The organism is Proteus sp. fly-1008 (assembly GCF_040140305.1).
Classification (GTDB): domain Bacteria; phylum Pseudomonadota; class Gammaproteobacteria; order Enterobacterales; family Enterobacteriaceae; genus Proteus; species Proteus vulgaris_B.
Map to the genome: position 1 here is coordinate 291,669 of NZ_JBEEWH010000004.1, position 12,416 is coordinate 304,084.

Genomic DNA, 12,416 nt, shown 5'->3' on the forward strand with positions numbered 1-12,416 from the left:
CAACAGAATAGCTTACACTTGTACGCTGAACAACTCCGATCACTTGAAACAGAATTATCTGAATAGGCGTAAGAACCAAGGTAACTTAGGTCTATCTTGATTATTTGCAAGTGTTATACGGTCATGGATCACAGCTAACAAGTGTGCATCAGATTGTTCTGGCTCACATTGCTCTTCATAATATGGCTGATGAGTTAGTAATGTTATGGCTTCAGCAACATGTGTTACAGGCCAAATATGAAATTTCTCTTCTTTGACTGCTTGTTGAACATTTTCATTTAGTACTAGATGACGAATGTTCGCGAGAGGAATAATTACACCTTGTGATCCAGTTAATCCTCTTTGCTGGCAAATATCAAAGAAACCTTCGATTTTTTGGTTTACGCCACCAATAGGTTGAACCTGACCAAATTGATCAACAGCACCCGTTACCGCAATTTGTTGATCTATCGGCTGCAGTGCAAGTGTACTAATTAATGCACACAGTTCAGCGAGAGAAGCGCTATCACCATCAACCTCACCATAAGACTGCTCAAAAACAATAGAAGTGCTAAATGGTTGTGGTTGGTCTAAACGTAATTCTGAGTTTAAGTAAGCTTGCATGATCATCATTCCTTTAGCATGAAGATTACCACCAAGCTCAGCTTTACGTTCAACATCAGTAAACTCGCCATCACCAATATGGGCAACACAAGTTATACGAGTAGGTTCACCAATTAAATCAGGATAACCAGGATAATCTAAGACAGAAAGTCCATTGATTTGGCCAATGGCTCCACCTTCTGTTTGTATCATTACCTGATCTTGCAAAATTTCATCACGACTACGTTCTAACAGATAACTATGTCGCCATAAGCGATTTTCTTCTGCTTTTTTTAGTGCGTCTGCGTTTAGATAAGCATCATGATTAAAACGCATTGCGTAACGGAGTTGACGTAAGATCCATTCTAAATCTAAGCTCAATATCAATTGATCTTCATGTTGCCTTGCCGCTTGTGTTAATAACACTTCCCAAGCATCTGCTGATAAAGAAGGGAGGCGGTATTTTTGGCACAATGCATTTACAAAACCACACCATTGAGAAAGTGCGGCCTCGTCTTCTAAATACATATCGTATTCATATTCGCCATATAAAGCCACGTTACTTAATTCTGGCTCCATAAATTCGAGCTCTTCAAGGCTTAATCTATCGCCAACTAAAATCACTCGCAGATTGAGAGGCATACTTTCAATGGGTAAAGGCAATGATTGATTATCATTCCAAACAAGCCATTCAAAGCGTTGCTCTTCAACCATTTTTTTTAGGCGAAACCACATTAATGGTTGAGCTAATAAAGATTTAATGGAGAGAACAAGAATTCCGCCATTCACTTTATGTAATAGACCTGGGCTGACAGTGATATTATCTTTATGACAATAGAAAGAGCCAAAGAGTTGTTCGGGTTCTATCCACTGGCAGCAAGTAATAGATTCTGATGATGAAAATGTACCTTGTACATTTTCTTGCCAATAGATTTTATTTGATTCTGCTTGATAGGCACCAACAACCGGATAGGTTTTGATCTCTGATTGCGTTAATGTGTCTGTCAGCATATCAAAGTAAGCGGTAGAATCATCGGCTTTTAACAGCATAAACTGGCCTGAATCTGCATTATTTAGCCATTGTAGGCTTTCATACAGTCGAGGCTGAACCTCACGTAGTAGTGATGCAGGTAATTGTGATGCTGTTTGAAAGAAAGTCTGGTAGGAGGCGTAATCAGGACGTAACGCCTGCCATTCTAATTCGTTGTTTTTCAAGGTTACCGTTTTTATTATTGGTTAGTGAAAAGAGATTTATTAGATGCCACTATAAGTGGGTATCTATCCTGCAATAAGACGGTTCTTTAACTGTCATCAACTGCATAGGCAGGGAATATGTATCGCTACGACCTTATAGTGATGAGCTAACAAATCAGCCATTAAGTTTTATTATAGCGACGCACGATTCTATCATAACGTGCCTAGAAAACTATCCCTTATCAAGGCTTGTTATTAATTGATAAAAAAAGATTATCCAAAATATCTTTGCTTATAAAATAGGCAAAAAATTTCGGTTCAGTGGCAGTATTTTTGTAAAATTGTTGATATGCTAGTATATAGTTACGTTGTCACGGGGATTTGTATGAAATATCAACAGTTAGAGAATCTAGAATGTGGCTGGAAGTGGGCGTATCTCGTCAAAAAGCATCGTGAAGGTGAGTTAATTACCCGTTATATTGAAAAAAGTGCGGCTGATGAAGTTGTCGAGCAATTATTGCTGATAGAATCACAGCCATTAAAAGTTTTAGAGTGGATAGACTTGCATATGAATCCTGATCTATCCAATAAGATGAAACAAACTATCCGTGCTCGTAGAAAGCGGTATTTTAATGCAGAGCACCAACATACACGAAAAAAATCGATAGATTTAACATTTAAAGTTTGGCAGCGCTTATCGGCTTTATCGCAACGCCGTGGAATAACATTATCAGAAACAATAGTACAATTAATTGAAGATGCTGAACGAAAAGAGCAATATGCTTTAAAAGTACATAGTTTAAAAGACGGGTTAATTGAATTATTAGAACGAGATAAAGAAAAGTAATCGATATTATTTTTTTATCTGTGTTAACGACATCTCTTTTTTATTGTGATACTTCATATCCCTTTTTATTTATTCAATCTTTGCCTCTCTATTTTTAATTGTATATTTTTTCTTCCCATAAAGAAAAACCCTGCCAGAGGCAGGGTTTTGAATTCATCAACAGTAGATTATTCTACTATCTGAATTATTTACCAGGTTGAACAACAACTTCAGTTGTACCTTGGATTTCGATTTCAACACGACGGTCTGGCGCTAAGCAATCGATCAGAGCTGAACGAGCTTTAACGTTGTCACATGTGTTGCCAGTAACTGGATTTTCTTTACCACGACCTTCTGCAGAGATGCTGTTTGCAGGGATACCTTTAGATACCAGGTAATCAACTACAGATTGCGCACGTTTTTCTGACAGAGGCAGGTTGTAGTTTTGAGAACCGATACGGTCAGTGTAACCAATAACTACTACACGACCTTGAGTTGGGTCGATGTTAGCCAGTTCATTGTACAGACCATTCAGAGCTTCTTGACCTTCAGCTTTCAGGGTAGATTTGTTGAAGTTGAACAGAACGTCTGAACGCAGAGTAAAGGTTTTGTTCTCAACAACTGGAGCTGGAGCTACAACTGGAGCTGGAGCTACAACTGGAGCTGGAGTTTCTTGGTTGAAGCGGTAAGCAACACCAACACTCAGCATGCCGTTGTCTGGACGCGCATTCAGAGTACCTTTATCACCAATGTTGTTGATCCATTGATATTCAACACGAGTAGCGATGTTTGGAGTGATCGCGTATTCAGTACCTAATGCGAATACTGGAGAAACGCCAGTGTCGTTATTAGAGAAGCTTTTCTGAGTTGGAGATGGTGAAGTTGCGTTTTTAGTTGCAGAAGAATCTGCACGCCACACCATACCACCTAAACGTGTATAAACGTCTAAGTCTTCCATTACTGGATAACTTAATTTAGTGGTTAATTGGATACCTTGAGCACGGAATGCGCCATTGTCATATGAACCTTTATAAGTCATACGACCTAACCAATCATAACCCAGTTCAAAACCTAAGTATTGGTTGTACTGATAACCAGCAAATGCACCTGCACCTAATTGATCACGGTGAGTGTTACCATTACCGATAGAAGTACCATCAAAATGGTTGCTAGTACCTTGGTATTGAGACCAACCTAATTTACCACCGGTATACCAGGTATTGTCTTTTGGAGCTGCTTGCGCTGCAGTTGCGAAAGCTGCCACTGCCACTGCTAATGCGATAGCTGTCTTTTTCATTTTTACGCCTCGTTATCATCCAAGTTAGGCATTTGGCTTTAAGCCTTATTATTTGCCCTTGGTTAAATTATTGTTAGGAATCCAATGCTTTCATCAAATGATGATCCCAAAAAATGGGATTTAAAGCATAACCTTAACGACATAAAGTCTACAATGAACTTAAAAAGTTACAAGTAATCCTTTAAAATTCGACTTAAAATTTTAAAAAGATCTGTCTAATTCCACAATGGGTAAGATTCTGTATTTTTGTTAAAATTATTGTAACTGTATGATTTATGTTATAAATACTTTTAACTTATCTTAAATGATATTGAGGTGTTCTGAGTATTAGGAAAACTCTTAAATTTCACTAATGGTAGTGAATTGAATGAATTTTTACGGAATTCAAATGTCGTTTAGATGTATTAGTACTTTCTAAATGGATATTTGTATTAATTTGTTGACGCATGATAAACCCCAAACTTTTACCTTTGCTTGCAGCAGATTCTAATCTTTTCATCTCTTCTGGCGATATTTCTGGTAACCAAGCTAGAACGACACTGTAATTTCCACTCATTAACGCTTTTTCCATCAAATCAACCGTATTGATTGTATTTGCATGATTTAATTGAATTATTTTATCAAGAGGTAATCCTGCGTTTTTCAACCAAGAGCGATTGAGTCTTTGTTGTGGGCTTAACCACAATAACCAACGTGATTCATGGCTATACTGTTTTAATAATGGCAAAAGGATGTGATTAATAACGAGTGGATTTTGGTAGAGAAGTTCACTTACCATGCCTTGTTTATTATCACTCTCCAGAGTAACCCTTGCTGAAGGGATAGATAGAGGTAATACCTCATTCGAGATCTCTTGGAGAATGGTGTTTTGTCTTATCGGAGATGATGTTGAGATTTTCATATTTACCCCTGCCTATGTATACTGTATGAATATACAGTATCTCTAAATTTCGCTTAAATCAAGCTCAATTTTTTGAAAGTTCCTCTCAAATTTTATGTAAATCTCTATTTTCAAGTTGTTAGCTATTGGCAATAAAAAGGAAATTCTTTATTGTCTTTATGGTAAGTTTTATATGCATGTTTTTGAATTCAAAGATAAAAATTAACATCAATGTTTATGTTGGAGTTTTAATGTCATTTTTACCTGAGCAACGGAAGGCTCATTTACTATCGCGTATTGCGAAATATGGAGAGTTAACAACAAAGTCTCAATTTGGTGGTGTTAGCTTAATGATTGATGACGTTATGTTTGCTATCACGTCTGATAATCAACTTTATTTAAAAGGAAGCGATTTTTTAGAGACGCTTTATAAGGCAACAAAAATGGAAGCCTATATATATCTGAAAAAAGGAAAGCCAATAACGTTACGTTATTATAAAATCACAGCTTCTTTATGGGAAAATCAGCAAAAATTAGATCAATATATTGATTTGTCATATCACTACAGCATGCAAGAGTATTTAGGCCAACGGAAAAGGCCTTGTCGAATAAAAGACTTACCTAATTTAGGCGTTATATTAGAGAAAAGACTAAGCCAAATTGGGGTTAATAAAGTTGAAGAATTACGACTTATTGGTGCCAAAGCCTGTTATTTGAAATTAATGCGCAGTCATAATTTAAAAAATAGTGAGCTTTTACTTTCATTAGCGGGGGCAATAATGGGTTGTCATCGTTCAGTGTTACCTAACCAATTAAAAGCAGAACTATTAGATTGGTATAATGAATTGTCTTTTCAATAAGATGAACCCAAGGACAGTTATTTTCTCTGATCTTCATATGAAATTAGAGAAAATAACGTCGATTAGGTATTAATGCTAATGTTGTGGTTCAAGTGCTTTGTTTGTTTCTCCTTGCTCAATCATTTGAATGCAGTTAATGATTTGAGGGAGCAAATCTAGTAATAATCGAATCTGAGTAATGACTAATTGAATTCGGCCATCATCAGCATTAGGTAATGAATTGATCCGTTCAATTAACTCGATATGAGATTGTTTAAATGCTTTATCTTGCGCTGTCTTACGACGCAAAGCAGCGTCGATATAACAAACAGTATCATTAAGCAACGTAAGTACTGTTTCATCTTCGATTTTAGAACGATGAACACCAAGTGCCGAAATATAACTAAGCAAGGTGTGATTCAAGCAGAGTAACTGGAAAGCGACCTCTTGGGAGGCTTGATAACTTTTTGGCTCTGATGACATATTCGAGATAAGTGAAGCGAGTTCACCATCACTACTATGAGCATTACGGCGAGCAATTCGATAACCTAAACTATTATCTTTTCCTTGATAATACTGAATAAGGATAGCATCAAGGTAATAGCAGTTATTTGTCATTGTTTTTTGAATAACAAAAGGTAATTGGCGGAACTTCCAATCAGGCCAAATAAAACTGACCGCAAACCATGCAATAGCACAACCAATTAAGGTATCAATAATTCGAGGAAGAGCGACATCATAGCCTTCACCAAGTAAATTAAAACTTAGCAAAACTAATAATGTAATAAATAGTGTGGCATGTGCATATTGTATCGTTCTAAATGCAAAAAAGAGCGTGCCGGTTATTACGATTAAGACCAGCTGTCCTTCAATAGAGGGAACAAAATACAAAATAGGGAAACCGATTAAAATACCAATAATGGTGCCACTTACACGTAATGTTAAGCGTCTACGTGTTGCATTGTAGTTAGGTTGGCACACAAACAAGCTGGTTAATAATATCCAATAGCCTCTGTCTAATTGGAAAAATTGAATAATTGCATAACCAATACAAAGCACGAGTGACATTCTAACCGCATGCCTGAAAAGCGCTGATTTAGGAGTGAGATGTTCTTTTATTCTTAATGCGATATCTCTCCATCCGGTTAAACCATCATCGGAGAGTTGCGTTTCTTCTTTTTGGTCATGAGATATTTGGTACTGCTCTGTACTAATACTGCGTAAAAGAGCATCAATCCCTTGAAGGTTTTGCAATAAATTATTCAAAGGAGTCATTAATTGCGGTTCTGAGGTTGTATTTTTTAAATGATTGAGGGCATTTTCTAAATAATTAATGGAACGCTCAAGAGCGGGATTATGCTGATATTTTTTATGCCAAAGAATGGATTGTGCAACTTGCTCACAAGCCCGAGCCTGCATAGAAAGTAAACGTTGAAAACGAAAAAGTACATCACTGTGGCGCAATTCATTACTCAATAATTGATATTGGACATGAGATGAACTGGCTCTTTCATGAATATCTTGAGCTACAAAATAGTAATGAAGTGTAAAGCGACTACTGCGCTGACCTCTATCACCTTTGAGTCGGCTTAATAATGTGACTTTAGTTTGATTCATTGTGTCAATAAGCTGGCTGTTTGCCATAGCCAAACTATAAAGCGAGTGTTGATAGTCATCTTCAATATCAGGATCAAATAAAGTTGCTTTTGCCTCTAGGTACGTTGCAAGTTGCTGATAGCAGCGAGTCAAATTATCTTGTACAGGGCGAATAGGAAATAATAAGTGACCAACCAAGGTTAGCGAATTGTACCAAATAGCACCTAACAGCAGCAAAATAGGTTGTTCATACCAAACGGGGAAAATAGGCATGCCGAGCATAGTGTAGATGGCAATTAATAAAGCTCCAAAAGCAATGGTAGCGTAGCGTTGTCCTAACGCACCTAATAAAATAAATCCCCAAGTTGAAATCGCTAAACCACAAAAGAATAAAATAGGATAGGGGTAAAGCAATCCTATTGATGCTGATGCAAGAAGAAAACAGCATAAGGTAATGACCAGGTTTTTTAAACGCCCGACAAGTCTGTCATCTAAGTCCGTTAATGCTGCTGCGACCACACCTAAAGTCAGCGGAATGGTATATTTAGGCTCTTGACCTAACACCCAAGGAAACAAAGTCGTTCCCGTAAGTGCGATTATTATGCGAATATAATAGAGAAAGTGGCTATTATAGATAAATCGGCGGGCGCCATTTAGCAAAGTGAACACAAAAAGCCCTTAAATAAACAAGATGGAGATAATTACCTCTTAGAATATAGGGTTTATCACCGATTAAAAAGAGCTTAACAACAGACTATTGTTATTTATTGCAGGAATTACGTATGGAACTGAAATCCACTCCGATGGGGCAACGTTTAGCACAGCATCCTTATAATAGAGTCAAATTGTTAAATGCAGGTATTGAAGTCAGTGGTGAAAAACACCAGTATTTAATTCCTTTTAATGAATTGATTGATATTCACTGTAAAAAAGGGATTGTGTGGGGCGAATTAGAATTTTTATTGCCTGAAGATAAAGTGGTTCGATTACATGGAACAGACTGGGAGGAAACACAGCAGTTCTATCGATATCTATTCCAGACATGGCAAATTTGGAGTCAAGAAATGAGTGAAATAAGTGCTCAAGTTCTTGAGAAACAACTCCAAAATATTACTGAAATTACGCAATCTAATAAATGGATAAAACAATCTAACCTTAGTGAAATTCAACAATCTATAAAAGAAAGCTTCTCGGCTATTCCACTTCCACTCGAACGCCTTACCCAATTTGATAATTGCCAAGTGCTTTATCAGCAATGTTTAGAGTGGTTAAAACAAGGTGAATCACTTATTAATAAAGAAAATTCTGCATGGATAACACAAATGCTAAATGAGCATGCGGAGTTTTTTAATTCGATTGAATCATCTCCACTCAATGGATCACAATGTCGCGCGGTTATTAATGGTGAAGAGAATATTTTAGTCTTAGCGGGGGCAGGAAGTGGTAAAACATCTGTATTAGTCGCAAGAGTAGGATGGTTATTACGTCGAAATTTAGCGCAGCCAGAGCAAATTTTGTTATTGGCATTTGGGCGTAAAGCGGCGCAAGAAATGAATGAACGTATCTCAGCGCGTTTAAATGCCGATATTATGGCGAAAACATTCCATGCATTAGCATTATCCATTATTCAACAAGCGACAAAGAAACAACCTAAAATTAGTGAACTTGAAATAAATAGTGAAAAAAGAAGAGCATTATTATTAGGCGAATGGCGAAATCAATGCCAGCAGAAAAAAGCACAAGCAAAGGGATGGCGTGAATGGTTATCTCAAGAGCTTGATTGGGATATTCCAGAAGGTGAATTTTGGCATGATAAAAAATTAGAAAATCAAGTTGCTGTAAGGTTAGAACGTTGGATTGGCTTGTTAAGAATGCAAGGCGGTAGCCAAAAATCACTGATTGAAAGTGTACAATCTGAATATACAGATGCATTTAAAAAATATTTAAAATTGTTATCTCCTTTATTAAAAGCATGGAAGATGGCATTAAAAGAAGAAGATGCGATAGATTTTTCCGGTTTATTACACCAAGCTATTAATCTTATTGAAAAAGGGCGTTTTATTAGCCCATGGAAACATATACTTGTTGATGAATTTCAAGATATTTCGCCACTTAGAGCATCATTATTAACAGCATTAAAGCAGCAAAATAAACAAACGTCTTTATTTGCTGTGGGTGATGATTGGCAGGCTATTTACCGTTTTAGTGGTGCAGAATTATTATTAACGACCTCTTTTCATCATTCATTTGGAGAAGGCGCCGAATGTGCATTAGATACGACCTACCGCTTTAATGACGTAATTGGTGATGTTGCTAATACATTTATTCAACAAAATCCAATGCAATTATCTAAGCCTTTAAATAGCCTAGTTAAAGGTAATAAAAAAGCGGTTGTTTTATTATCAGATGATCAGCTTGAAAATCTATTAAATAAAATGAGTGGTTACGTTGGTGACAATGAAACGATCCTTTTACTCGCCCGTTATCATTATTTAAAACCTGAGTTATTAAAAAAAGCTAAGACACGTTGGCCTAAATTAAATTTAGAATTTATGACTTTCCATGCATCGAAGGGACAACAAGCTGATTATGTTATTATTTTAGGTTTACAAGAGGGTAAAGATGCTTTCCCTGCACCTGCAAGGGAATCAATTATTGAATTAGCGTTATTACCAAAAGTTGAAGATTATCCTAATGCAGAAGAACGACGTTTAATGTATGTCGCATTAACAAGAGCAAAAAAACAAGTATGGCTATTATTTAATAAACAACAGCCATCTTGTTTTGTTTCAGAGCTAAAATCTCAAGGTGTCCCTATACAGCGAAAACCTTAGAATTATTTTAATCTTTCTTTTAAATAACCTTCGTAATCAGGAATTTTAATTGTGGATTCTTGTGAAAACAGAGGCGATGAAATTAAAAAGTTTGCAGTTGCACGATTGGTGGCAACCGGAATGTTCCATACTGTTGCTAAGCGTAGAAGGGCTTTAACATCTGGATCGTGAGGAACGGCGTTCAATGGGTCCCAAAAGAAAATCATGATATCGATTTTCTTTTCAGCGATCATTGCACCTATTTGTTGGTCACCACCCATTGGGCCACTTAGCATTTGAGTAACACTTAGGCCTGTGTGGTGGTTAATTAAATTTCCTGTGGTTCCTGTTGCAAATAATTTATGTAGAGACAGTTGTTCACGATTATTTTGAACCCATTCAAGTAATGAGCTTTTACAGTGATCATGGGCAACAAGCGCGATATTTTTTTCTTTTAAGAGCGTGCGGTCAATTTGTTCCATTTGATACCTTTAAAAATAAATATAGTTATTGTTCCAGCTGTCAAAATACCTTTTTTTTATCTTACAAGCTATGAACGGATCAAGATACTATGATGTATCATAATATTTTCAATCTTCATGATGAACGGAGTATATAAATGGTGGACTCAGATATTTATGACATTTTAAGAAGTGTCAAAACAATTGCACTTGTTGGTGCGAGTAGCAAAGAAGATCGTCCAAGCTATAAAGTCATGAAATTCTTATTAGAACAAGGTTATGATGTTATTCCTGTAAACCCAGGTATGTCTGGACAAACATTGTTAGGTCAACAATGCTATACCTCATTAAAAGATATTCCTGTCTCGATTGATATGGTTGATGTTTTCCGTCAATCATCTGCCGCATTAGAAATCGCAAAAGAAGCGATTGAAATTGATGCCAAAGTCTTATGGTTACAAATTGATGTGATTAATGAAGATGCCAAAGAGTTAGCAGAAAAGGCAGGATTACGAGTGGTTATGGATCGTTGCCCTAAAAAAGAAATCGAAGCACATGGCCTTCCTTGGTAAGAAATCAAAATAAAATCGCCGAAAACAAATTCGGCGATTATCATATTTATTCAGATCACAGCTTATTTAGATTATTCGGTTAATTTCTTAATCGTGGAGCCTGTAATTGGCTACGAATTGACTGCGATAGCTCATCCAATGAGTCATTATCTAAGTGTTCATCTGAGACTTCATAAGTTATCTGCGCTTCAGCAAGATAAGTATGAATAGGTTGTCCTTCATCATCTTCCATCACAACATGGTACCAAGGTGCTGCTCGCAAGGTCACATTAGATGCAATATCATCCTCATTAGGCTGATCAAGGGAATATTCAGCATCCACATCGACAACAACGCCTAAGTAGCCGAGTAATTTATGTCTAACTTGCTGTCCTATCCCAAATTTGCTGGCGGTCATCATAGTATCACCTCCATATAGCCTTGCTTATTGGTTATATATATGAGGGCACAAAGTGAAATATCAAGGATTTGAAAAAAATATAATCCTTTGCTTTCATTATGAATAAAGAACCTCACAAAATTAGATTATCTATTGTATAAAGAAAAGACAATAACCTGAGTGGAATTTTTATTTTAACAATACTATCAGGAGAGCATATGAAAAAAGGTAGAGAATATATTATTCAAGGGCGTGTACAAGGTGTTGGATTTCGTTTTTTTACTTATCAATGGATGAAAAAACAACCAATAACAGGTTATGTTTGGAATCGTGACGATGGTAGTGTGGGAGTAAGAGCGTTTGCAAAGGAAGATGTATTCAAAGAATTTGAAAATTGGTTAGAAGCTGGTGGCCCTAGAAGCGCCAAGATTACATTTTGGTCTGCCACACCTTGTGAATATGAATCAATGGCAGATTTTTCAATCCGCCATTATGAGTAATGTAGCTTTTAATTATTTTTTTATTAAAAGCTAATGTTTTAAATACATTTAACGGGTTTAGGCAAACCAGCCAGTTTTGTGGCTTGCTTCGCTGGGCCTTTAGGAAATAGGCGATAAAGGTAGCGACTATTGCCTTTCTCTTCGCCATATTTTTGCGCAAGGGCTTTTACCAGCATACGAATAGCAGGGGAGGTATTAAATTCTAAATAAAATTGGCGAACAAAGCGGATAATTTCCCAGTGCTGTTCTGTCAGCTCAATTTCTTCTATTTCAGCTAATGTTGGAACCATATCTTCGCTCCATTCATTGCTATTTTTTAGATAACCGTGACTATCTGTCTCGACTTCTTTTCCGTTAAATACAAACATATGCATTATGACCAATCAAAAATAATAGCGTTAATTTAGCAAAAATAAGGAAAATACCCAAGCAGAACCCATAAATCGTTGATTAATTAAGCCATTGACTTGTAATACG

General features: G+C 36.5%; 12 protein-coding genes. 5 read left to right on the top strand and 7 right to left on the bottom strand.

What is annotated here, in order from left to right; translation table 11 throughout:
- Positions 1-54 precede the first annotated feature (54 nt).
- The gene (locus ABN256_RS09780; RefSeq protein WP_349439427.1) at positions 55-1,797 is read right to left on the bottom strand and encodes an AAA family ATPase; all 1,743 of its coding nucleotides are present in this window, start codon (positions 1,795-1,797) and stop codon (positions 55-57) included.
- 364 nt (positions 1,798-2,161) lie between these two features.
- Between ABN256_RS09780 and matP the strand changes: the two genes are divergently transcribed.
- Complete coding sequence (gene matP / locus ABN256_RS09785) at positions 2,162-2,623, top strand: macrodomain Ter protein MatP (RefSeq protein WP_072069645.1); 462 nt, start codon at positions 2,162-2,164, stop codon at positions 2,621-2,623.
- 184 nt (positions 2,624-2,807) lie between these two features.
- Here the strand turns inward: matP and ompA are convergent, their stop codons facing one another.
- Entirely contained in the window at positions 2,808-3,899 is a 1,092-nt protein-coding gene (ompA, locus tag ABN256_RS09790) for a porin OmpA (protein ID WP_072069644.1), read from the bottom strand.
- 349 nt (positions 3,900-4,248) lie between these two features.
- Positions 4,249-4,800 (bottom strand): SOS-induced cell division inhibitor SulA, encoded by a 552-nt coding sequence (gene sulA, locus ABN256_RS09795; protein WP_115350979.1) that lies wholly within the window; start codon positions 4,798-4,800, stop codon positions 4,249-4,251.
- A gap of 230 nt (positions 4,801-5,030) precedes the next feature.
- Here sulA and ABN256_RS09800 point away from each other — a divergent pair, with 230 nt between their 5' ends.
- The gene (locus tag ABN256_RS09800; protein WP_072069642.1) at positions 5,031-5,639 is read left to right on the top strand and encodes a TfoX/Sxy family DNA transformation protein; all 609 of its coding nucleotides are present in this window, start codon (positions 5,031-5,033) and stop codon (positions 5,637-5,639) included.
- A gap of 75 nt (positions 5,640-5,714) precedes the next feature.
- Here the strand turns inward: ABN256_RS09800 and yccS are convergent, their stop codons facing one another.
- Positions 5,715-7,883, bottom strand: coding sequence for a YccS family putative transporter (gene yccS, locus ABN256_RS09805; RefSeq protein WP_072069641.1), 2,169 nt, complete (start codon positions 7,881-7,883; stop codon positions 5,715-5,717).
- A 113-nt stretch (positions 7,884-7,996) separates the two neighbouring features.
- Between yccS and helD the strand changes: the two genes are divergently transcribed.
- Complete coding sequence (helD, locus tag ABN256_RS09810; protein WP_349439428.1) at positions 7,997-10,048, top strand: DNA helicase IV; 2,052 nt, start codon at positions 7,997-7,999, stop codon at positions 10,046-10,048.
- A 2-nt stretch (positions 10,049-10,050) separates the two neighbouring features.
- Here the strand turns inward: helD and ABN256_RS09815 are convergent, their stop codons facing one another.
- On the bottom strand, positions 10,051-10,509 hold the full coding sequence (locus ABN256_RS09815; protein WP_072069639.1) for a methylglyoxal synthase: 459 nt from the start codon (positions 10,507-10,509) through the stop codon (positions 10,051-10,053).
- 137 nt (positions 10,510-10,646) lie between these two features.
- Here ABN256_RS09815 and ABN256_RS09820 point away from each other — a divergent pair, with 137 nt between their 5' ends.
- Positions 10,647-11,060, top strand: a complete 414-nt coding sequence (locus ABN256_RS09820; protein ID WP_072069638.1) for a CoA-binding protein — start codon at positions 10,647-10,649, stop codon at positions 11,058-11,060.
- A gap of 79 nt (positions 11,061-11,139) precedes the next feature.
- Here the strand turns inward: ABN256_RS09820 and hspQ are convergent, their stop codons facing one another.
- Positions 11,140-11,460: a heat shock protein HspQ gene (gene hspQ / locus ABN256_RS09825; RefSeq protein ID WP_181879868.1), complete on the bottom strand. Its 321-nt coding sequence runs from the start codon at positions 11,458-11,460 to the stop codon at positions 11,140-11,142.
- Between the two features lie 197 nt (positions 11,461-11,657).
- Between hspQ and ABN256_RS09830 the strand changes: the two genes are divergently transcribed.
- Positions 11,658-11,939 (top strand): acylphosphatase, encoded by a 282-nt coding sequence (locus ABN256_RS09830; RefSeq protein ID WP_072069637.1) that lies wholly within the window; start codon positions 11,658-11,660, stop codon positions 11,937-11,939.
- A 38-nt stretch (positions 11,940-11,977) separates the two neighbouring features.
- Here ABN256_RS09830 and tusE read toward each other — a convergent pair whose 3' ends face one another.
- Positions 11,978-12,307, bottom strand: coding sequence for a sulfurtransferase TusE (gene tusE / locus ABN256_RS09835; protein ID WP_072069726.1), 330 nt, complete (start codon positions 12,305-12,307; stop codon positions 11,978-11,980).
- Between the last annotated feature and the right edge of the window lie 109 nt (positions 12,308-12,416).